The 21,435-nt window shown below is 66.5% G+C and carries 15 protein-coding genes; 6 read left to right on the forward strand and 9 right to left on the reverse strand.

Going from position 1 to position 21,435, the window contains the following annotated elements:
* Positions 1–6 precede the first annotated feature (6 nt).
* Positions 7–2,070: an NAD(+) synthase gene (locus AC1RQK_RS15545; protein ID WP_492809787.1), complete on the forward strand. Its 2,064-nt coding sequence runs from the start codon at positions 7–9 to the stop codon at positions 2,068–2,070.
* A gap of 121 nt (positions 2,071–2,191) precedes the next feature.
* Here AC1RQK_RS15545 and AC1RQK_RS15550 read toward each other — a convergent pair whose 3' ends face one another.
* On the reverse strand, positions 2,192–3,145 hold the full coding sequence (locus AC1RQK_RS15550) for a LysR family transcriptional regulator (RefSeq protein ID WP_492809703.1): 954 nt from the start codon (positions 3,143–3,145) through the stop codon (positions 2,192–2,194).
* Between the two features lie 125 nt (positions 3,146–3,270).
* Between AC1RQK_RS15550 and AC1RQK_RS15555 the strand changes: the two genes are divergently transcribed.
* Complete coding sequence (locus tag AC1RQK_RS15555) at positions 3,271–4,518, forward strand: MFS transporter (RefSeq protein ID WP_492371415.1); 1,248 nt, start codon at positions 3,271–3,273, stop codon at positions 4,516–4,518.
* Positions 4,519–4,749: 231 nt separating this feature from the next.
* Here AC1RQK_RS15555 and AC1RQK_RS15560 read toward each other — a convergent pair whose 3' ends face one another.
* The 8 genes from AC1RQK_RS15560 to AC1RQK_RS15595 form a co-directional block, all read right to left on the reverse strand.
* Positions 4,750–6,231 carry a carboxylesterase family protein gene (locus tag AC1RQK_RS15560; protein ID WP_492809705.1) on the reverse strand — a complete coding sequence of 494 codons (1,482 nt, stop codon included), beginning with the start codon at positions 6,229–6,231 and terminating at the stop codon, positions 4,750–4,752.
* Between the two features lie 4 nt (positions 6,232–6,235).
* Positions 6,236–7,573, reverse strand: coding sequence for an MFS transporter (locus AC1RQK_RS15565; protein ID WP_492809707.1), 1,338 nt, complete (start codon positions 7,571–7,573; stop codon positions 6,236–6,238).
* A gap of 18 nt (positions 7,574–7,591) precedes the next feature.
* Positions 7,592–8,737, reverse strand: coding sequence for a porin (locus AC1RQK_RS15570; RefSeq protein WP_492371418.1), 1,146 nt, complete (start codon positions 8,735–8,737; stop codon positions 7,592–7,594).
* Positions 8,738–9,063: 326 nt separating this feature from the next.
* Positions 9,064–10,104, reverse strand: coding sequence for a LysR family transcriptional regulator (locus AC1RQK_RS15575; RefSeq protein WP_492809710.1), 1,041 nt, complete (start codon positions 10,102–10,104; stop codon positions 9,064–9,066).
* Between the two features lie 6 nt (positions 10,105–10,110).
* A complete protein-coding gene (locus AC1RQK_RS15580; protein ID WP_492809712.1) occupies positions 10,111–11,490 on the reverse strand; it encodes an MFS transporter in 1,380 nt (459 codons plus the stop codon).
* A 477-nt stretch (positions 11,491–11,967) separates the two neighbouring features.
* Positions 11,968–13,539 carry a benzoate-CoA ligase family protein gene (locus tag AC1RQK_RS15585; protein ID WP_492376634.1) on the reverse strand — a complete coding sequence of 524 codons (1,572 nt, stop codon included), beginning with the start codon at positions 13,537–13,539 and terminating at the stop codon, positions 11,968–11,970.
* A gap of 88 nt (positions 13,540–13,627) precedes the next feature.
* The gene (locus AC1RQK_RS15590; RefSeq protein WP_492809714.1) at positions 13,628–15,172 is read right to left on the reverse strand and encodes a 3,4-dehydroadipyl-CoA semialdehyde dehydrogenase; all 1,545 of its coding nucleotides are present in this window, start codon (positions 15,170–15,172) and stop codon (positions 13,628–13,630) included.
* Positions 15,173–15,182: 10 nt separating this feature from the next.
* Positions 15,183–15,647 carry a DUF4863 family protein gene (locus AC1RQK_RS15595; RefSeq protein ID WP_492376636.1) on the reverse strand — a complete coding sequence of 155 codons (465 nt, stop codon included), beginning with the start codon at positions 15,645–15,647 and terminating at the stop codon, positions 15,183–15,185.
* Between the two features lie 89 nt (positions 15,648–15,736).
* On the opposite strand from AC1RQK_RS15595, the gene AC1RQK_RS15600 reads away from it, so the two are divergent.
* From AC1RQK_RS15600 to boxA, 4 genes are all read left to right on the forward strand, one after another.
* Positions 15,737–16,711: a helix-turn-helix transcriptional regulator gene (locus tag AC1RQK_RS15600; RefSeq protein ID WP_492809716.1), complete on the forward strand. Its 975-nt coding sequence runs from the start codon at positions 15,737–15,739 to the stop codon at positions 16,709–16,711.
* 117 nt (positions 16,712–16,828) lie between these two features.
* Complete coding sequence (gene boxC, locus AC1RQK_RS15605; protein WP_492809718.1) at positions 16,829–18,487, forward strand: 2,3-epoxybenzoyl-CoA dihydrolase; 1,659 nt, start codon at positions 16,829–16,831, stop codon at positions 18,485–18,487.
* Between the two features lie 92 nt (positions 18,488–18,579).
* Positions 18,580–20,007 carry a benzoyl-CoA 2,3-epoxidase subunit BoxB gene (boxB, locus tag AC1RQK_RS15610; protein WP_492376640.1) on the forward strand — a complete coding sequence of 476 codons (1,428 nt, stop codon included), beginning with the start codon at positions 18,580–18,582 and terminating at the stop codon, positions 20,005–20,007.
* Positions 20,008–20,125: 118 nt separating this feature from the next.
* A complete protein-coding gene (gene boxA / locus AC1RQK_RS15615; protein WP_492809720.1) occupies positions 20,126–21,406 on the forward strand; it encodes a benzoyl-CoA 2,3-epoxidase subunit BoxA in 1,281 nt (426 codons plus the stop codon).
* The last annotated feature ends 29 nt before the right edge of the window (positions 21,407–21,435 follow it).

A 21,435-nucleotide genomic window follows, 5' to 3' on the forward strand; every position in this document is an offset into this window, starting at 1 on the left:
ATTGACATGACTGACACGAAGAACCCGTTCCTCAATATCTACGCCCATGGCTTTGCCCGCGTGGCCGTGGGCGTGCCGGTGTGCCGCGTGGCCGATCCGGCCTTCAATGCCGCCGAAACGATCGCGCTGGCCAGGGATGCCGCCAGCCAGGGCGCGGCGCTGGTGGCCTTTCCGGAGCTGGGTTTGTCCGCCTATACCTGCGACGACCTGTTCCATCAGCGCGCCTTGCTCGACGCCTGCGAGGCGGCCCTTGCCGCGATCGTCGATGCGTCGAAGTCGATTGCCGCGACGCTGGTGGTGGGGCTGCCGCTGCGGGTCGAGCATCAGCTGTTCAACTGCGCGGCGGTGGTAGCCGGCGGGCGTATCCTTGGCGTGGTTCCCAAGACTTACCTGCCGAACTACTGGGAGTTCTACGAGGCGCGCCAGTTCAGTTCGGCCGATAGCGCGGTAGCCACGGAGGTGCTGCTGTGCGGCAGCAAGGTGCCTTTTGGCGCCGGCCTGCTGTTCGAGGCGCAAGACGTGCCGTTCTTGCGCTTCCATGTGGAGATCTGCGAGGACGTGTGGGTGCCGATTCCGCCGTCGTCGTTCGCGGCGCTGGCGGGCGCGACCGTGCTGGTGAACCTGTCGGCCTCCAACATCGTGGTCGGCAAGTCCGGCTACCGGCACCAGCTGGTCAGCCAGCAGTCGGCGCGCTGCCTGGCGGCGTACCTGTACAGCTCGGCGGGCAAGGGCGAGTCGTCCACCGACCTGGCGTGGGACGGGCAGGCGCTGATCTACGAGAACGGCGAGCTGCTCGCGGAGTCCGAGCGCTTTGCGGACAGCTCGCACCTGACCTTTGCGGATGTCGACCTCGAGCGCCTGTCGCGCGAGCGCATGCACCAGACCACGTTCGGCCACTCGGTGCGGCGCCACGGCGCGGAGGTGGCGAAGTTCAAGGTGATCCCCTTTGCCATGAACCTGGCGCTGGACAAGCCATTGCCGCTGCGCAGGACGGTGGAGCGGTTCCCCTACGTGCCGTCCGACGCGCGGCGGCGCGACGAGCGCTGCAGCGAGGTCTACAACATCCAGGTGCAGGCGCTGGTCCAGCGGCTGTCGTCCAGCGGCATCTCCAAGGTGGTGATCGGCGTCTCCGGCGGGCTGGATTCCACGCACGCGCTGCTGGTGTGCGCCAAGGCCATGGATCGGCTGAAGCTGCCGCGCACCAACATCATCGGCATCACCATGCCGGGCTTTGCCACCAGCGAGCGCACGCTGCTCCAGGCGCGCAAGCTGATGGAGGTGGTGGGCTGCGTGGCCAAGGAGATCGACATCCGGCCAAGCTGCGTCGAGATGCTCAAGGACCTCGAGCACCCCTATGCGTCCGGCAAGCCTGTGTACGACGTCACGTTCGAGAACGTACAGGCGGGCGAGCGCACCAACCATCTGTTCCGCTTCGCCAATCACAGCCACGCCATCGTGATCGGCACCGGCGACCTGAGCGAGCTGGCCCTGGGCTGGTGCACGTATGGCGTGGGCGACCACATGTCGCATTACAACGTGAATGGCAGCGTGCCCAAGACGCTGATCTCGCACCTGGTCCGCTGGGTGGCGGAGACCGGGCAGATCGGCAATGCCGGCTCGGACGTGCTGCTCGACGTGCTTGGCACGGAGATCAGCCCGGAACTGGTGCCGGGCGACTCCGCCGACGCGCCCCAGCAAAAGACCGAAAATTTCATCGGTCCGTATGAGCTGCAGGATTTCAACCTGTACTACACGCTGCGGTTCGGCTTCACGCCGACCAAGATCGCCTTCCTTGCCCTGAGCGCATGGGGCGAGCGCGACAAGGGCAACTGGCCTGACGGGCTGGACGTGGTGCGCAATGTGTACAAGGTGGCCGACATCAAGCGCAATCTGCGCATCTTCCTCGACCGTTTTTTCCGGACCAGCCAGTTCAAGCGCTCGTGCGTGCCGAACGGGCCCAAGGTGGGGTCGGGCGGCTCGCTGTCGCCGCGCGGAGACTGGCGGGCACCGAGCGATTCGGAGTCCGTGGTGTGGATGAAGGACCTGGAGCGGGTGCCGGACGAGATCTGATGGCGCCGGGGTGGCTCTGGTTTCCGGGCTTTGGCTATCACGCGAAGCGGCCCGGCAGGTCGATGCCGAGCACCTCGATACTGAGCCTGCCGCCCCCCGGCAGCTTGCGCTCGGCCAGGATTCAGCCTGCCATGGTCGCCGGCACGCATTGCCGCATCGTCTCCACAAAGCGGCGCAGCTTGGCGGGATAGAAGCTCGCATAGGGATAGATCAGGTACATCGGCAGCGAGGATGCCTGCCACTCGGGCACCAGGTGCAGCAGCCGGCCCTGTGCAATATCCTCGGCCATCAGCCAGGCCGACGCCACGGCCACGCCTAGTCCCAGCGCCGCCGCGCTGCGCAACGCATACAGGCTGTCGGTGCCCATGCGCGGGCGGAACGTCAGCCGCTGGTTCTCGCCTGTCGCCGCATGGGTCAGCGTCACCTCGTTGCGATAGAAGGTGCGCAGGGAAAGCCAGGGCAGCATGGCTAGCTCGTTCGGGTGCGAGGGCGTCGCCAAGCCATCCAGCACGGCAGGCGCGGCAACGACGATGCGGGGCACCTCGGCAAGCCGGATCGCCACCACCGACGGGTCGCTCACCTCGCCAACGTGGATGGCGCAGTCGATGCCGTCGGCAATGAACTCCGGTGTCCGGTCATACAACAGCCACTCCACCGTCACCCGCGAGTGACGGCGCAGGAACTCCGCCAGCGGCCCCAGCAACTGCTGCTGCCCGAAGGCATGCGGCACCACGACCCGCAGCGTGCCTTCGGGCTCGTCACCGGCGCCGCGCAGGTCCGCTTCGAAAGCCTCCCATCCCGCTACCAGCTCCTTGGCGCGCCCAAAGCAGCGCTCGCCATCCTCGGTGAGCTTCATCGCATGGGTTGAGCGCTGCAGCAGGCGCAGGCCAAGCGAGCGCTCCAGGCTTTGCAGGCGGCGGCTGATGGTGGGCTGGGTGGTGCCTAGTTGCGCGGCGGCCGCCGACAGGCTGCCGGCCTCGACAATCCGCACGAAGGTCTGCATCAGCTCGACGCGGTCGGCGGAAGGCGTGGAGGAGGTGGCCGGAGCGACTGGAGCGGAGGGCTGGGTTTTCATGGTTTCCGGCATGGCGGCTGTTGGTCATGCGTCTGGCGTATAGCCATTGTGCGAAGTGTAGTACTACCACGTGCCGAGGGCCACCGGCAAACTCCAGCCATGTTTTCCAACTGAGGGTTAACGCAATGTCTTCCATTCAAGCCGCACATACCACCGCTGCCGCGCGCACAACGCACACGGCGGATTCCCCTGCCACCGGCCTGCCCGCACGGCTGGTCCTGCTGCTTGCCGCGGGCGCCGGCCTAGCCGTGGCGTCGCTGTACTACAGCCAGCCCATGCTCGGCGTGCTGGGCCCGGACATCGGCGCGTCCGATGCGGCGGTCGGCCTGGTGCCTACGCTCACGCAGCTCGGCTATGCGCTGGGCATCCTGCTGCTGGCCCCGCTGGGCGACCGCTATGACCGCCGGCGCATCATCCTGGCCAAGGCTGCCGTGCTCAGCGTCGCGCTGCTGGCCAGCGGCGCCGCCTCCGGCATCGGGCTGCTGCTGGCCACCAGCCTGGCGATCGGGCTGGCCGCGACGATGGCGCAAGACATCGTGCCGGCCGCCGCCACGCTGGCGCCCGAGTCGCACCGGGGCAAGGTCGTCGGCACCGTGATGACCGGGCTGCTGCTCGGCATCCTGCTCTCGCGCGTGCTCAGCGGGTTTGTGGCCGAGCACTTCGGCTGGCGCATCATGTTCGTGATCGCAGCGGCCAGCATTGCGCTGATCGGCGTGGTGGCCGCGCGCGGCCTGCCGCGCTTCAAGCCCACCACCCATCTTGCGTACAGCGCGCTGCTGGGCTCGCTCGGCAAGCTGTGGCAGAAGCACGGCGCGCTGCGCCGGGCGACGCTGTCGCAGGGGCTGCTGTCGGTTGGCTTCAGCGCATTCTGGTCGACCCTGGCCGTGATGCTCCACGGCGCGCCGTTCCACCTGGGCAGCGCGGCTGCCGGCGCATTCGGCCTGGCCGGTGCCGCCGGTGCGCTCGCCGCACCGCTGGCCGGCCGCCTGGCAGACCGCAAGGGCCCGGAGCTCGTCACCCGCCTGGGCATCGCGCTGACCGCGATCTCGTTCGCCGGGATGCTGCTCTCGCCGCTGCTCGCACCGCACGCACGGCTGTGGCTGATTGGCGCCAGCGCGCTGGGCTTCGACCTTGGTGTGCAAGTGACGCTGGTCGCGCACCAGACCATCGTCTACGGCATCGAGCCTGGCGCCCGCAGCCGCCTCAATGCGGTGCTGTTTGTCGGCATGTTCGTGGGGATGGCGGCCGGCGCCGCGCTGGGCAGCGTGCTGCTGGCGCGCTGGGGCTGGATGGCGGTGACGCTGTTGTCGACCGCGACGGCCGTCGGGGCCCTGGTGGTACGGATGTGGCCGGGGGCACGGCTGGCCCGGTGATGGCATCCGTGGCTTGACGACTCTCCTGCCGGAGCGCAAAGGAGCCCCGCCAGCCTGGGAAAGGGCATGGCGGGGCGAAGGTACGGTGCTAGGGGCCAGTCACGTACAGGGATGAGTCTGGGACCAGGAGAGGGCTGCGAATGTCTGCCGCCACACAGAGCGGGGCGGGTGTTGTCGGCCGGAGACGAGGTTGTCACCGGTTCTCGGACGTTTCGCTACCCATGGCTGGCACTAAGTGGCAAGCAAGGGATGCCACGGCTGCCAGGAGAGGCCGGCATCCGCGAAGTCCGCGATGCCCGGCTCGGCGACATCGAAGGGCTGCCACGCAGCACCAGACGGCGTGGCTGGCTTGCCCGTCGTGACAAAGCTGGATATGGCCAGGCGGAAGGCGGCGCCCACGTTCTCGAATATCTCTTCAGGGATGTTCGCAATCATGGGTGCATCAAGCCAGTTGCCGCGGTTCCCGAACAGGAAGGGCAGTTCCAGGCAATGCGGGCTCATGAGGTTTGGCACGCGGCTCTGCACGCTGAACCGGTACGGATAGACAGGCTTGGCCGCGCTGGCGAGAGCGCTGGAGATCTCGCGCGCCGCGGCACCGAACAGGCCGTATCCGCTTGCATCGACCAACTGGGTGTACGGCGTGTGGGCAGGGCGCGCGGCAGCAAAGGCCGCGTAGTGCTCCATTGCGGCCGCCCCGAATTTGTTCTCGAACCAAGCCATGACCTGCTGCGCCGAGGCTTCCACCACCTCGGGCGCGGCTGCCATGAAGGCGGTACTCTCGTCAGCCGTAAAGCCGAGCAGGGACGCTGACACGTGCGCTTGCCTGGCCGCGCGCGGCAGGTCGAAGAGCCAGTCGGGGACAAGGCCTTCTTCTGCCACCGGCCGCAAGCCGACCGAGACTTCACCGAAACTGGCGCGCGAGCGCATCAACTGGCTCTGCGCCGCAAGGATCTCATTGACCGACAACGCGCCGATGTCTTGCGCGCCTGCGGCGTCGAGCAGCGCGAGGCTCGTGCGATACGCGTCGTCCGGTGAAAGCGGCGGCAGGGCCGGCAGGCTGAACATGGCGTTTCGATGGAGCAGCCCCTTCGACGCAGGGCTGACGCCAAGCAACCAGGCGTAGTAGGCACCGGCCGACTGGCCGCCCACCGTGACGCGCGCCGGATCGCCGCCAAACCGGCTGATATGTTCCTGCACCCACTCCAGGGCGCGAATCAGGTCGCGAACGGCGCGATTGGCGCCGCGCGCATCGCTGGCATCGGTGAAATGGCCCAGCGCGCCAAGCCGGTAGTTGACCGTTGCCACCACCATCCCGCTTTCCCTGGCCAAGCGTTCGCCGTCATACCAGGCAGCGGTGCCACCGCCGGTGAGAAAACCGCCACCGTGAATAAACACCAACACTGGCCGGCGCTCCGCGTCCCGCGGCGCCCACACATTGAGGAGGAATGCGTCTTCGGATTGCGGGTTGCGGTCGATGCCGTTGCCCATGACCGTAGCCAGGCGCGAAGGGGCTTGCGGAAAGACCGCGCCGAGCGCGGTGGCATCGCGTTCGCCAGTCCATGCGGACGGCGGCATCACTTCGGATAGCCGGTTCCCAGGATGGGCTCGCTCGCCATAAGGCACCCCGCGAAATGCAAAGACGCCATCGGACGCCTCGCCACGGATGGCGCCGATGGACAAGGACACCACAATGGATTTCTCTTTGACAGGCATTGGATCAGACTCCAGGTTCACGCAACTTGCGGATAAGGAACGGTACGATCACGGCGCACACCAGCACCGCGGCACCGACAGCGGCGATGATCTCGGGCAGCCCCACGCCGGACTTGATCAATAGCCCGACAGAGCCCGCGCCGGCCAGCGATCCCACGCGGCCGAGCGCGCTGGCCCAGCCCGCGCCCACGGAACGTATCTGCGTGGGGTAGGCCGCAACCGCGACGGCGTTGAGCACGACGATGGGCCCGCTGATCAGGAAGCCCGAGCAGAACACGGCGATGGCGTACCCTGCCGTGGCATCGGGCGCGGCGATCAGAAGCGGGCTGGCGGCACCGATCAGCAAGGCGATTCCGACGAAACGCAACGGCGCGACGCGCCGGATGGCGAAGGCGCCGACCACCGCGCCGACCAGGCCGCCAAACTGGAACAGGGAGGCCGTCCTGGAAGCCATGGCAACGCTTTCCCCGGTACTCTTGATCAAGGTCGGGAGCCAGCTCGCGATGACATAGAAGCTGCCCAGTATCAGGAACATCAGCAGCCAGAGCAGCACCGTGGTTGACCGGTACTGCGTACTGAAGAGCTGCGCCACGCTGCCCTTGGTGATCTCGGCCGGCTGCGCGGGGGCCTTGAACATCGCTGCGCCAGGCTGGGGCGCGCCCAGCTTGGCCAGGGCGGCGCATACCCGGCCCGAACCGGCCCCGATCTGCACCAGGAATGCTGGCGACTCGGGCAAGAGAGCAAGGATGGCGGGAACGAGCAGCAGCGGCCCGATGCCTCCGAGGAGAAACAGCCCCTGCCAGCCGATGCCATCGATCAGGTGCCCCGTCAGGAAGCCCGCCGCGGCAGAGCCGAACAGGAATCCGCAGAACACGCCGGAGAGCGCCGATGCGCGCCGGCGGGCGGGCAGCAATTCCGCCAGCAGCGCGGCAACGGCGGGCATCGCCACACCGACGCCCACGCCGGTCAGGCATCGCCATGCCACCAGCTGGAATAGCGATGCGCTGAACGCAGAGGCGAGGGTGGCTAGCGCAAACGCTAGCGTGCCGGCCACAAGCACAGGCTTTCGTCCTCGTGTGTCAGCAATGCTCCCCGCGGTGACATAGCCGAGCAGCAGCCCGAACATGCCCGCTGCGATGGCAGCGGAAATCTCGGCGGGCTTCGCGCTGAAGTGCGTAGCGATCTGCGGCGCAATGAATCCAATGATGGCTGCATCGAAGCCCTCGAGCGCAACCACGGCAAAGCAGATGGCGATGATGCGGCGGCGGTGTCGATTGGGCGGGATGTCGTCGATTACCGCGGAGATGTCCAGGGGATCGGCACGCAATGGGGGGTTTTTCATGGTAGGCGCTCGTCCCGCTCAGAATGCGTGCTCGACAAAGAGCCCGGACAGTACTTGCTTGTTGCTGTCCGACGGGCCGGCAGCGCCGTTGATAAAGGCCTTGGCGTCCGCGGTGCCCCCCGCCTTCTGGAACGCGGCTTGCAGGTAGACATGGGTTCTCAGCGACAGCGCCTTGTCCAGTTTCAGCAGGACCTGATGCGCGTAGCGATCCTGCAGCGCCGCGTTGCCCTTCATGTACTGGTAGTGAAGGTTGATCGTGTAGCTATCGCCCACAGGCACTGTCGAGCCCGCGCCGAACGTGTCGATCGCGCCATTGGTGAGCGCGTTTCTCACGCGGGTGTAAGACCCAGCAATCGTCGACTCGCCGATGTTCCACTTTGCCCCCAGCCCCATCGTCTGGAAGTGCGCGCGGCTGGTCGGCGTGCTGCTGTCCCTGAAATCCGTATAGGCGACGGCGGCGCCATAGCGCGGGGTTTCGTAGAGTGCGCCGAGGCTATAGGTGCTTCCGTCGTTGATCGAACTGGTGCGCTCGCCGAGGGCGTACATCGCGCCGAGCTTGAGCGGCCCGAATTGCCTGGTGTACTTGGCCGCGTTGGCCAGCGCTTCGCCGTTGGTCCGGTCGGCGTCGAACGAACCCACGCGAGCCGGGCTATAGACGCCGCCAAAATTCAGGAACGGCCCCTGCGGGCTGCCCCAGATGCCGCCGAACCACGAGCCGCTGAAGCCCGGGATCGTCAGGAAATCGAACATGAAGTCTCGCGTGTATCCCAGGGCGAGGTCGCCCAGCGAACCGCGCAAGCCAACGATCGCATTGGTGTTGAAGAGCTGCCCGACCGTCTGGCCGTTATCCGCAAAGAACCGGCCGGCCAGCCTGAAGTACGCCGCCATGTCTGGCGACAACGTCTCGGAACCGTTCATGGCGATGTAGTTGGGCCGGTACGGGCCGGAATCGACGCCATAGCGTGAAGCCCCTCCGACATTCGACGTCACCGTGGGACCCGCCGTTACCAGGCCGCTGAGTGAGACCCCGTCGGGCTGCGCGGCCGATGCATTGGCCGCCATGCCCAGCGCGGTTGTCGCCAGGCTTGCCAGGCAAAGCCGGCGCAGATGAATTCGTGGAAATGCACTTCCCGTGATGGCAGACCTGCGGCCTTTCGTCCTCATTGTTTCCTCCTTTTGTGGTTTCGGTTGGAGCGCTCACGCTCAGCAGCACAAGGTGGCGATCTCTCTGATATCCGGCAACGACTTGCCGCGTGGGCGATGTCATTGGCCTGTGACCGATACCGATGGTAGAGCGAAGGTGGCGCGGCAAGGCATGACGAAATTGAGAAGCGTCATGCGTAGGTCGCATGGCCTGTGCCGGTGCTTCGAGGCAGGTGAATAAGCATGGCGGACGCGGGCCACGGCACGGGAACGCGCGGTGACGCCAGCGCGGTGCGGACGGCTTTGAAGGGGTGTGTGATTGCCCGCGAATGGGGCAAGCCGCAGGCTCAGTGGCTGCCGGCGTCCCAGGAGGATTCGACGACGCGCCGCAGGCTGAGGATAAAGCTGCGCGTCTGCCGCGTGCTGGTCCGGTCGCGCCGCCAGATGGCCGATAGCGGACCAAGACTGAGGTTGAACGACAGCGGGAGGATGCAAACCTCGCCGCGCGCGGCCATGAAGCGTGCGGCACTTTCGGGGAGCTGCCACAGGAAGTGGCCGCGCGACATCAGTTCGCGCCCCAGTTCCAGCGAGAGCGCGCCCACGATTTCCGGCGCCGGGAGACCGGCTTCCCGGATTTCATGCACCAGCATTTCCCGAAGGATGCTTCCTGGTGGCGCGGAGATCCAGGGGTACTGGATGCACGTCGCGATATCGACATCCTGCCTGGCCAGCGGATGATCCGGAGCGCACGCAAGCACGATGCCGTCATGCACCAGCGCGGCGGTCCGGTAGGTTTCGGCGCTCTGGCTTCTCGGGGCGCGGCTGATGAGCAGGTCGATCGCGCCCGCATCCAGTTTCTCGATCAGGGCTTCGTGCGATCCGACTTCCACCGTGATCTCCACGCGCGGATTCGCCTGGCGGAACTGGAGAATGGCCTCCGCCAGCGGCCACCGGCTGAACATCGAGAAGCAGCCCAGGATCATGTTGCCGAGATCGCCCCTGGCGATGGCACCCAGATCCGCCTCGGCCTTGTGGAAGTCGCTCAGGAGCAAGGCCGCATGGCGGCACATCGCGGTTCCGAGCGCGGTGGCCATCATGCCCTTCGCGGATCGCTCGAACAGCTTCCCGGCAACGATCTCCTCGACCTCGGCAACCGCCCGCGAAAGCCCGGACTGCGTCATGTGCAATTGCTCGGCGGCCTTGGACAGGTTCCCAAGTTCCGCGACGGAGAGAATGATCTCCAGATGGCGCGTCCGAAGCTTTCCGCGAAATGGGGTCATCGTTTGTGGATTTGAATGAACTTTCGGGATGCGCCCGTTGACCGGGCAGGTCGGAGCGAACCGCGATCTTACCCGTAAGTGCATGCGTGGCGGCGCCTGCGCCGCCACGCCCCCTTACGATGTTGTGTGTGACCTCGCCACCAGCGCGATGGGTGCTACATGCTCCGTCTTGCCCTCGGCATGCTGCGCCGAAGCCGAGCGCCGATGATCGATCAGCAACACCGCCATCATCGCGATCACCGCCGGAATGGCGATGGCCACGAAATTCTGCTGCAGCGGCAGCGACATGCCCACCAGCGCGCCGATCACGATCGGCGCCAGGATGGCCCCGCTGCGCCCGATGCCTGACGCCCAGCCGATGCCGGTCGCGCGGACCGCCATCGGATAGAACTGCCCCACATAGGCGTAGGTGACGATCTGCGTGCCGATGGTCGAGGCGCCGGCCAGCGCTACCAGCACGAACAGCAGCGCGGTGGGCACCGGGTAGCCCAGCAGCGTGATCGATACCGCGGCCAGGGCGTACATGCCCACCAGCACGTACTTGATATTGAAACGGTCCGCCAGCCAGCCACCGCCGATGGCGCCGATCATGGCGCCGAAGTTCAGCACCAGCACGAAGGTGAGCGCCGAGCCCAGGCTATAGCCTGCACCGGCCATCATCTTGGCCAGCCAGGAGCTGAGCGCGTAGACCATGAACAGGCACATGAAGAACGCTACCCAGAACATCAACGTGGAAAAGCCGCGTCCGTCCTGGAACAGCTTGCCGATGGGCGCGTCGCCCGCTTTCTCGCCGGCGGGCAGCGCGAACCGGTCACCGGGCTGGGGCTGGTAGCCTGGCTCCAGGCGCGAGGCGATGTGCTTGAGTGCGTCGATCTGGCCCGATTTGATCAGGAAGGGCATGGACTCCGGCAAGGACTTCAGGATGACCGGGATCAGCAGTGCCGGCAGGCCAGCGGCGAGGAAGACCGATTGCCACCCGTAGCTTTCAATCATGCCTTTGCCCAGCAGCGCGGCCAGCATGCCGCCCACCGAGTAGCCGCTGAACATCAGCGTGACCATGGTCCCGCGAATCTTGCGCGGGGAGTACTCGGTCATCTGCGCCACCACGTTCGGCATGACGCCGCCGATGCCCAGGCCGGCCAGGAAGCGTGTCACGCTGAACGTCACGGGATCGCTGGTGAAGCCGGCCGCCGCGGTGAAGACGCTGAACAGCAGGATGCAGATGGCGATGGCGCGGCGCCGCCCGATACGGTCAGCCACCGTGCCCATGAAGATGGCGCCGAACATCATGCCGAACAGCGCGGCGCTGACCATGAAGCCGGCGCTGGTGGCGTCCACGCCCATGCCCTTCATGATCGACGGCAGCGCGATGCCGACCACGGCGAGGTCGTAGCCGTCGAAGATGATGATGAGGGCGCACCAGAGGAGGATTTGGGCGTGGAAGCGGTTGAAGCGGGCTTCGTCGGCTAGTTTGTGGATGTCGATGTGGGGCATGGGGGGTCTCCTTTTGGGTTTTGTTTTTGTTTGGTGGGGTTGCTAAACGTCAAAGGCAAAGGCTTAAAGTCAAAGGCGGTTTCACCACCCCTGCGGGGCGGCGACCTACTTTCTTGTCTTGCCAAGAAAGTAGGCAAAGAAGGCGCGCCGGATGGGGCGACTTCCCCTCGGGCTTCGGCGAAAAGAGCGGCCGGGACCCAAACTCGCATCGCCTTAAGGCGATACTCAGACATGGGTCCCTCTTTTCCGCTCTTTTCGCCGAATCCCGAGGCGCCCCATACGGCCTAGGTGAACCTTGACGGCTCGCTTCGCATCGCGCTTGGGTGTTTCCCGCCCCTTCGGGCGGGAAACACGGCTACCACAGTTGGTTGATCTTGCCGCTGGTTGGCTCCCCTCTCCCACTTGTGGGAGAGGGGCCGGGGGAGAGGGCGGGCGCTTGTTATGCCGTTGGGCGCTGGCGTGCTCCCGCATTGTTTCTCACGCCGGCGCGCCTTCCATCTCGCGCAGCCTGAAGCGCTGGATCTTCCCCGTGGCCGTCTTCGGCAGCGCGCCCATGAATTCGATGATGCGCGGGTATTTGTATGGCGCCAGCCGTTCCTTGACGAAGGCTTTCAGCTCCGTCTCGCTGACCTGCGCGCCGGGTTTGAGTACCACGAAGGCCTTGGTCTTGGTGAGGCCCGCGTCGTCGGGCACGCCAATCACCGCGGCTTCGAGCACCGCGGGGTGCTGGGCCAGCGTGGCTTCCACCTCGAACGGGGAGACATAGATGCCGCTGACCTTGAGCATGTCGTCGCTGCGCCCGGCGTAGCTGTAGCTGCCGTCGGCGTTGCGCGCGTATTTGTCGCCGCTCTTGGTCCAGCCGCCGCGAAAGGTCTCGCGTGATTTTTCCCGGTTGCCCCAGTACATCAGCGCTGCGCTCGGGCCCTGGATATAGAGGTCGCCCACATCGCCGTCGGGCACGGCGTGGCCGTCTTCGTCGCGCAGTTCCACCGCATAGCCCGGCACCGGCCAGCCCGTGGTGCCGTAGCGAACCTGCCCGGGGCGGTTGGACAGGAAGATATGCAACATCTCGGTCGAGCCGATGCCGTCGATGATTTCGCAACCGAAATGCGCGGTGAAACGTTCGCCCAGGTCGGCGGGCAAGGCCTCGCCGGCGGAGGAGCACAGGCGCAGCGAGACCTGCTCGCGCGTGGGCAGCCCGGGCGCGGCGAGCATGCCCGCGTAGCCGGTCGGCGCGCCGAAGAACACGGTCGGCTGATAGTCCAGCCAGCGCCTGAACGTGGCCTCGGGGGTTGGCCGCTCGGCCATCAGCACCACGGTGGCGCCCACGCTCAGCGGGAAGGTCAGGGCATTGCCGAGCCCATAGGCAAAGTAGAGCTTGGCGGCCGAGAAGCAGATGTCGGCCTCGCCCAGTGACAGCACGGGCTTGGCATAGAGCTCCGCAGTCCAGTACGGGTTGCCCTGGCTGTGCAGCACGCCCTTGGGGCGTCCGGTGGAGCCTGACGAATAGAGCCAGAAGCCGGGATCGTCGGGGCCGGTGCTGGCCGGCGCGGCTAGCGGCGCGTTGCGCTCGATCCACGCTTCGAGGGCGATCATGCCATCGGGCAGCGGACCGGCGGGCCGCGAGACGATCACGGTCCCGGCTTCGTGGCCGCCCTGGGCCATGGCCTGCTGCAGCACGGGCAGCAGCGCGCCCGATACCAGCACGGCCTGCGCGCGGCTGTGCTGCAGCATATAGGCGTAGTCGTCGGCGGTGAGCAGCGTGTTGACCGCCACCGGCACGATGCCGGCATACATCGCGCCGAGGAAGCACACCGGCCAGTCGTTGCCATCGTGCATCAGCAGCAGCACGCGTTCTTCGCGATGGATGCCGCTGGCCAGCAGCGCGGCGGCAACACGGCGGATGCGCTCGGCCAGTTCGCCGTAGCGCGTCGTGCCGTGGTCGTCGATGTAGGCGGTCTTGCCGGGGCGCTGCGCGTTGCACGCGATCAGGTGCTGGGCGAAGTTGAACGGCGTGCCGGGTGGCTGGACTTGTGGTTCGGCTGTCATGCTTGTCTCCCCCTATCGACGGATCGATGGATCGATGTTTTGGTGGGTTTGCCGTGGCGGTGCTGGTGCTGGTGGTGCCGGTGGTGCATTAAAGCTGTGCCCGCACGCTGGTGCTTGCCTGCACGGCACTGCGCCGGTGATAGAAATTCAGCGCGCGCAAGCCGCCCAGTTCTTCGCCACCGCCTGCGCGGCCCGGGCCGCCGTGCAGCGATTGCGGCATGACGTTGCCGTGGCCGGTATGCAGCTGGGCAACTTCGGGTGAGATCACGTGGACGCGGCCATGGCTGTCGGCCAGTTCCACGGCGGCTTGGGCCAGCGCATCGGCATCGCTGCCGTAGAGCGATGCCACCAGCGAGCCCTGGCCCCGGCGCACGAGCGCCAGTGCGTGGGCGCTATCGCGGTAGGGCACCAGCGTGGCCACGGGGCCGAACACCTCGGTGTCGTGCACGCGATCGGCAGCGTCCGCATCGCGCGTACCCAGCAGCGTGGGCCCGACGCAGCAGGCCACGGCCGGATCGGCATCGACCAGCGCGTGCGTCGCGCCGTCGTGCAGCACCTCGGCCTGGGCTTGCAAGTAACCCAGCCCTTCGCGCACCGATGCGAGTTGCGCCCGGCTGACCAGCGCGCCCATGCGCACCGCTTCATGGCGGGGATTGCCCACGGTGACCCTGGCCAGCCGCGCGCCGATGGCATCGGCGGCAGCGCCATACAGCGTCTCGGGCACGAAGATGCGGCGGATGGCCGTGCATTTTTGCCCGGACTTGACCGTCATCTCCCGCGCGGCTTCCCTGGCCAGCAGGTCGAACGCTTCGCTGCCGGCGGCTTCGCCGGGCAGCAGCAGGGCCGAGTTGACGCTGTCGGCCTCGATATTGACGCGCACCGAGCGCTGCGTCACCGCCGCATGCGAGCGGATCAGCGCGGCGGTTTGGGCCGAGCCGGTGAAGGAGACCACATCGAACGGCTGCAGCTGGTCCAGCAATCCGGCCGCGCTGCCGCATACCACCGACAGCGCGCCGGGCGGCAACACGCCAGCGTCCACCACGTCCCTGACCATGCGCTGGGTCAGCCAGGCGGTGGCTGTCGCGGGCTTCACGATCACGGGCACACCCGCCAGCAGTGCCGGTGCGGCCTTTTCCCACAAGCCCCAGCTCGGGAAGTTGAAGGCGTTGATTAATAGCGCCACGCCGCGCGTGGGCACCAGCACGTGCTGCGACTGGAACAGCGGGTCCTTGCCGAGCCGCGCGGCATCGCCGTCGATCAGGTAGCGCCGCTCTCCTAGCGCGTCGCCGAGCTTGGCATAGGTGCCAAGCGTGAAGATCCCGCCATCGATATCCACGGCGGAATCGTTGCGCACGGTGCCGCTGTTGGCGGTGGCGATCTCGTCATAGGCATCGCGGTTGGCCTGCAGGATCTTGACGACGGCGGCCAGCATGGCGGCGCGCTCGCGGTAGGTCATGGCGCGCAAGGCGGCGCCGCCTTGCTCGCGCGCAAAGGCGAAGCCGGCGGCAAGGTCGAGCCCGGTGGCATCCACGCGCACCAGCGCATCGCCCAGTACAGGGTCGGACAGCGTCGCGCCGGCACCGGAGCCGGCTTGCCAGCGGCCGCCAAGATAGTTGGAAAGCAGTTCGGTCATGAAGGCAATCTCAGCGGGTGAAGTCGATGCGGCCGTCGGGCAGCAGGTAAAGGACGAGCGCGCGGCCGTGGCTGACGGTGGGCCGGTGTGCGCTGCCCGGCGGGCAGACCAGCCAGCCAGCGGGGCGGCCGTCGAACTCGGCGGCGGCGTCGATCGGCACGATCAGGTCGATCTCGCCATTGGGGTGCGTGTGATGCGGCCCGGCGATGTCTTGCATGTCGACCACGTCGACGGAGAACCCGTGCAGGTCCTCGGCCGGCTTGAAGATGCGGCCATAGCGGATGCCGCCGCCCTCGCGGTTGCACAGCCAGCCCTCGGCCACGCCAGCCTGGCAGGCCGCCTTGAGTTCGCTGTAAGTGGCGCTGCCTGCGCCATGCTCGGCATTCAGCCAGGTATCCAGGGCGGCATCGAGTGGGCGGCCAGCAATGCGGGCCGTGAGCCGCGCGATCTGCTCGCGCAATTCGGTGGGGGACATGGAAGGGGCTCCGTTAGGCTCAGCCGGGTTGCATACCCGCGCTTCATGCATTATTGTGCATGTGTGAAACATAGAGCCACCAAGAAATCATGTCAAGCACTATATTGCATGTTCCCGGGTTAACGCGGGAGGCTGCCGGCGAGCAGGACGCCGATGCCGCGCCAGGCAACGGTAGCGCCGCGGAAGCTGGCGGGGTGGAGAAAAACGCCTTTCTCGCCGCATTGGGCGAGCGCGTGCGTGAGCTCCGTTCGCGCCGGGGGCTGACCCGCAAGGCCACGGCGCTGGCCGCCGGGGTTTCGGAGCGGCACCTGGCCAACCTGGAGTACGGCAGTGGCAATGCTTCCATCCTGGTGCTGCTGCAGATCGCCTCGGCGCTGCACTGCTCGCTGGCCGAATTGCTTGGCGATGTGTCCACCTCATCGCCGGAATGGCTGCTGATCCGGGAACTGCTGGAACACCGCGACGAAGGCACGCTTCGCCGCGTGCGCATTGCGGTCGGCGAGATGCTCGGCACCGGCGGCGGCAACGCCGCGCGCAGTCCGCGCGTGGCGCTGATCGGGCTGCGCGGCGCCGGCAAGTCCACGCTGGGCGGCATGCTGGCCGAGGACCTGGGCTTTCCCTTTGTGGAACTCAGCCGCGAGATCGAGAAGTTCGCCGGCTGCAGCATCTCCGAAATCCAGGGACTGTATGGCATGAACGCCTACCGCCGCTATGAGCGGCGCGCGCTGGAGGAAGCCATCCAGATCTATCCCGAAGCGGTGATCGCCACGCCTGGCGGCCTTGTGTCCGACCCTGCCACCTTCAACCTGCTGCTGGCCCATTGCACCACGGTGTGGCTGCAGGCTAGCCCGGAAGATCACATGAACCGCGTGCGCGCCCAGGGCGACTTCCGCCCGATGGCCGCCAGCAAGGAGGCCATGGAAGACCTGCGCCATATCCTGGCTGGCCGCGCGGCCTTCTATTCCAAGGCGGAGTTCAGCGTCGACACCAGCGCCGAGCCGCTGGAGCCCACCTTCCTGGCGCTGCGCGAGCGCGTGCGCTACGCATTGCAACTGCCGCTCTGATTCCTTGGTGGGTAGATGCACAATATTGCTTGACGGAGTTTTGATGTATGAACTATAGTTCTTTCACCAAAACCCAATCCATGCACTATTGTGCTTCATTGCTGAGGAGACACAGCCATGACTACCGCCCCCCGCGTCGAATACCAGACTGATCCGTCCCAGTACAAGCACCTCAAGCTAACCTTCGACGGCCCCATAGCGACGCTGGCGGTAGACATCGATGAGAACGCTGGCCTGCGTCCTGGCTACAAGCTCAAGCTCAACAGCTACGACCTCGGCGTGGACATCGAGCTCAACGATGCGGTCAACCGCATCCGCTTCGAGCATCCCGAGGTGCGTACCGTGGTGGTCACCAGCGGCAAGGACAAGGTGTTCTGCTCCGGCGCCAATATCTTCATGCTGGGCGTCTCCAGCCATTCCTGGAAAGTGAACTTCTGCAAGTTCACCAACGAGACGCGCAACGGGCTGGAGGATTCGTCGAAGCACAGCGGCCTGAAGTTCCTCGCCGCGGTCAACGGCGCCTGCGCCGGCGGCGGCTACGAGCTGGCGCTCGCCTGCGACGAGATCATCCTGGTCGACGACCGCTCCTCCGCCGTGAGCCTGCCCGAAGTGCCGCTGCTGGGCGTGCTGCCCGGCACCGGCGGCCTGACCCGCGTGACCGACAAGCGCCACGTGCGCCACGACCTTGCGGATATCTTCTGCACCACCACCGAAGGCGTGCGTGGCCAGCGCGCCAAGGACTGGCGCCTGGTGGACGACATCGCCAAGCCCGCCGTCTTTGCGCAAAAAGTGCAGGAGCGCGCTCAGGCCCTGGCCGCGCAGAGCGACCGCCCGGCCAACGCCAGCGGCGTGGCGCTGACCCCGCTCGCGCGCACGCTGGAGGCCGACGCACTGCGCTACACCTACGTCACCGTGGAGATCGACCGCGCGGGCCGCAAGGCTGCCTTCACCGTGAAGGGCCCATCCGCCACGCAGCCGACGAGCGTCGCCGCCATCGCCGAGGCCGGCGCCGCCTGGTACCCGCTGCAACTGGCGCGCGAACTCGAAGACGCCATCTTGTCGATGCGCACCAACGAACTGGATATCGGCACCTGGCTGATCAAGTCCGAAGGCGACGCCGCCAACGTGCTGGCCATGGACGCCACGTTGCTCGCCAACCAGGATCACTGGCTGGTGCGCGAAACCATCGGCCTGCTGCGCCGCACGTTCTCCCGCCTGGATCTGTCCTCGCGCAGCCTGTTCGCGCTGATCGAGCCGGGCTCGTGCTTTGCCGGCACCTTCCTGGAGCTGGCGCTGGCGTGCGACCGCAGCTACCACCTGGCGCTGCCGGACGACGAGGCGCGCGCGCCCAGGATCACCGTGGCCGAGACCAATTTCGGGCTGTACCCGATGGTGACGGGTCAGAGCCGCCTGGGACGGCGCTTTTACGACGAGCAGCCGGCGCTGGACGCGGTGCGCGCCAAGGCCGGCCAGCCCCTGGACGCCGACGCCGCATTCGCGGTGGGCCTGGTGACCGCCAACCCCGACGACATCGACTGGACCGATGAAGTGCGCATCGCGCTGGAAGAGCGCGCGGCCATGTCGCCGGATGCGCTCACCGGCATGGAGGCCAACCTGCGCTTCAACGGCCAGGAAAACATGTTCACCCGCATCTTCGGGCGGCTCACCGCCTGGCAGAACTGGATCTTCCAGCGCCCCAACGCGGTGGGCGAGAAGGGCGCGCTCAAGGTCTACGGCAAGGGCGACAAGGCCGCGTTCGACTGGAACCGCGTCTGACCTGACACCGCCGATATCGTTGATATCGCACCCGAACCCGAACCCGAACCCGAACACGCCGCATCCAACGCATAGCCAGCCCGGAGACCATGATGTCCAGCATCAACTACAGCGACAAGATCCCCAATAACGTCAACCTCAGCGAAGACCGCACGCTGCAGCGCGCGCTCGAGCAATGGCAGCCCAACTACCTGAGCTGGTGGAACGACATGGGCCCGGATGGCTCGCAGGACTTCGACATCTACCTGCGCACCGCCATCAGCGTCGACCCGCAAGGCTGGGCGCACTTTGGCCACGTGAAGATGCCGGACTATCGCTGGGGCATTTTCCTGAACCCCGCCGAGGCCAACCGCAAGATCCACTTTGGCGACCACAAGGGTGAAGACGCCTGGCAGGACGTGCCCGGCGAATACCGCGCCAACCTGCGCCGCATCATCGTCACGCAGGGCGATACCGAGCCCGCATCGGTGGAGCAGCAGCGCCACCTCGGCCTGACCGCGCCGAGCATGTACGACCTGCGCAACCTGTTCCAGGTCAACGTGGAAGAAGGCCGCCACCTGTGGGCCATGGTTTACCTGCTGCACAAGTACTTCGGCCGCGACGGCCGCGAAGAAGGCGAAGCGCTGCTGGAGCGCCGCAGCGGCCAGCAAGACAACCCACGCATCCTGCAGGCGTTCAACGAGCAGACGCCGGACTGGCTGTCGTTCTTCATGTTCACCTATTTCACCGACCGCGACGGCAAGTTCCAGTTGTGCGCGCTGGCCGAAAGCTCGTTCGATCCGCTCGCCCGCACCACCAAGTTCATGTTGACCGAGGAAGCGCATCACATGTTCGTCGGCGAGAGCGGCGTCTCGCGTGTGATCCAGCGCACCTGCCAGGTGATGAACGAGCTCAAGACCGACGACCCGGCCCGCTTGCGCGCCGCCGGCGTGATCGACCTGCCGACCATCCAGCGCTACCTGAACTTCCACTACAGCGTGACCATCGACCTGTTCGGCGCGGATGAGTCGAGCAACGCCGCGACCTTCTACAGCACCGGCCTGAAGGGCCGCTACGAAGAAGGCAAGCGCGCCGACGACCACGTGCTCAAGGGCCAGACCTACAAGGTCCTGCAGGCCAGCGGCGGCCAGTTGATCGAAAAGGAAGTGCCGATGCTCAACGCGCTCAACGAAGTGCTGCGAGACGACTACATCAAGGACAGCGTGGCCGGCGTGGAGCGCTGGAACCGCGTGATCGACAAGGCTGGCATCCCTTTGCGCCTGAAGGTCCCGCATAAAGCCTTCCACCGCAATATCGGCGCGCTTTCCGGCGTGAAGATCTCGCCGGATGGCCGGGTGATTTCGGACGCGGAATGGAACGCCAATGTCGACCAGTGGCTGCCTAGCGAGACTGACCGCGCCTATGTGGCCAGCCTGATGGGCCGCGTGGTCGAGCCCGGCAAGTTTGCCGGCTGGATCGCGCCGCCGGTAATGGGCATCAACCGCCAGCCGGTGGATTTCGAGTACGTGCGCTTCAACTGAGCGTCGCGAGTCGAAAGCCAGAAATCGAAAGGCAAGAATCGCAAGAAGGCGGGGGCCCGGTGGGCTCCCGCGGCAAAAGGCCCCGGCCACAGGGGTCGCATCACCCCCGGAGTTCGCCATGGACATGTCCGACATCCAGGTCATCAGGCAGCACCTGATCGACCCCGAGATCTGCATCCGCTGCAATACCTGCGAGGCCACCTGCCCGGTCGCGGCCATCACCCACGATGCGCGCAACTATGTGGTCGACGCGGACAAGTGCAACGGCTGCATGGCCTGCATCTCGCCATGCCCGACCGGCTCGATCGACAACTGGCGCACCATGCCGCGCGCCAAGGCCTACGGCATCGTGGAGCAGTTTGGCTGGGACACGTTGCCTGACGAGCTTTCCTCCGAGCAGCTTGCCGCGCAAGGCGTGGCGGCGGATGCCGAGCCGCTTCTCGAATCCGCCCCGGCGTCATCGCTAGCGGCCGTCACCGACGAAGACGGTTTCAACAGCGCCCAGTACGGCGCCACCGTGCCGCCGTGGTCGGCCGCGCACGCCTATACCAACCTCTACGGCGCCAAGGCCGCCGCCCGCTCCGTCACGGCCACCGTGGTTGGCAATGCGCGCGTCACCGAGGTCGGGCGCGACTACGATACGCACCATATCGTGCTGGACTTCGGCACCGCGCCGTTTCCGGTGCTGGAAGGCCAATCGATCGGCATCGTGCCGCCGGGCGTGGATGCCAGCGGCCGCCAGCACCATGCGCGCCAGTATTCGCTGGCCAGCCCACGCAATGGCGAGCGGCCGGGCTACAACAATATCTCGCTCACCATCAAGCGCGTGCTGGAAGACCACCAAGGCAACCCCGTGCGCGGCGTGGCATCGAACTATATGTGCGACCTGCAGGTGGGCGACAGGGTAGAAGTGATCGGGCCATTTGGCGCCAGCTTCCTGATGCCCAACCATCCGCGCTCCCATATCGTGATGATCTGCACGGGCACCGGCAGCGCGCCGATGCGCGCGATGACGGAATGGCGCCGGCGGCTGCGCAAGTCCGGCAAGTTCGAGGGCGGCAAGCTGATGCTGTTCTTCGGCGCGCGCACGCAGGAGGAGCTGCCTTACTTCGGCCCGCTGCAGAGCCTGCCCAAGGACTTCATCGATATCAACTTCGCGTTCTCGCGCACCCCGGGGCAGCCCAAGCGCTATGTGCAGGACGTGATGCGCGAGCGCGCGGCCGACCTGGGGCCGCTGCTGGCGGACCCGAACACCTGCTTCTACGTCTGCGGGCTCAAGAGCATGGAGGAGGGCGTGGTGCTGGCCTTGCGGGACGTGGCGCAGCAGGCGGGTTTGTCGTGGGACACGGTGGGCGCCGCGCTCAAGAAGGACGGGCGGCTGCACCTGGAGACGTACTGATTCTCTGAAGATGCGCGCCGCGCCCCCGA

Source organism: Cupriavidus sp. GW822-FHT02D05, assembly GCF_058802485.1.

Bases quoted from the DNA above. Each gene is read 5' to 3' on its own strand.
- AC1RQK_RS15580 (WP_492809712.1), bottom strand. From the start codon at position 11,490: ATGCCCCACATCGACATCCACAAACTAGCCGACGAAGCCCGCTTCAAC.
- boxB (WP_492376640.1), top strand. From the start codon at position 18,580: ATGTCCAGCATCAACTACAGCGACAAGATCCCCAATAACGTCAACCTC.
- AC1RQK_RS15550 (WP_492809703.1), bottom strand. From the start codon at position 3,145: ATGAAAACCCAGCCCTCCGCTCCAGTCGCTCCGGCCACCTCCTCCACG.
- AC1RQK_RS15585 (WP_492376634.1), bottom strand. From the start codon at position 13,539: ATGACAGCCGAACCACAAGTCCAGCCACCCGGCACGCCGTTCAACTTC.
- AC1RQK_RS15590 (WP_492809714.1), bottom strand. From the start codon at position 15,172: ATGACCGAACTGCTTTCCAACTATCTTGGCGGCCGCTGGCAAGCCGGC.
- AC1RQK_RS15565 (WP_492809707.1), bottom strand. From the start codon at position 7,573: ATGAAAAACCCCCCATTGCGTGCCGATCCCCTGGACATCTCCGCGGTA.
- boxC (WP_492809718.1), top strand. From the start codon at position 16,829: ATGACTACCGCCCCCCGCGTCGAATACCAGACTGATCCGTCCCAGTAC.
- AC1RQK_RS15595 (WP_492376636.1), bottom strand. From the start codon at position 15,647: ATGTCCCCCACCGAATTGCGCGAGCAGATCGCGCGGCTCACGGCCCGC.
- AC1RQK_RS15600 (WP_492809716.1), top strand. From the start codon at position 15,737: ATGTCAAGCACTATATTGCATGTTCCCGGGTTAACGCGGGAGGCTGCC.
- AC1RQK_RS15560 (WP_492809705.1), bottom strand. From the start codon at position 6,231: ATGCCTGTCAAAGAGAAATCCATTGTGGTGTCCTTGTCCATCGGCGCC.
- AC1RQK_RS15555 (WP_492371415.1), top strand. From the start codon at position 3,271: ATGTCTTCCATTCAAGCCGCACATACCACCGCTGCCGCGCGCACAACG.
- AC1RQK_RS15570 (WP_492371418.1), bottom strand. From the start codon at position 8,737: ATGAGGACGAAAGGCCGCAGGTCTGCCATCACGGGAAGTGCATTTCCA.
- AC1RQK_RS15545 (WP_492809787.1), top strand. From the start codon at position 7: ATGACTGACACGAAGAACCCGTTCCTCAATATCTACGCCCATGGCTTT.
- boxA (WP_492809720.1), top strand. From the start codon at position 20,126: ATGGACATGTCCGACATCCAGGTCATCAGGCAGCACCTGATCGACCCC.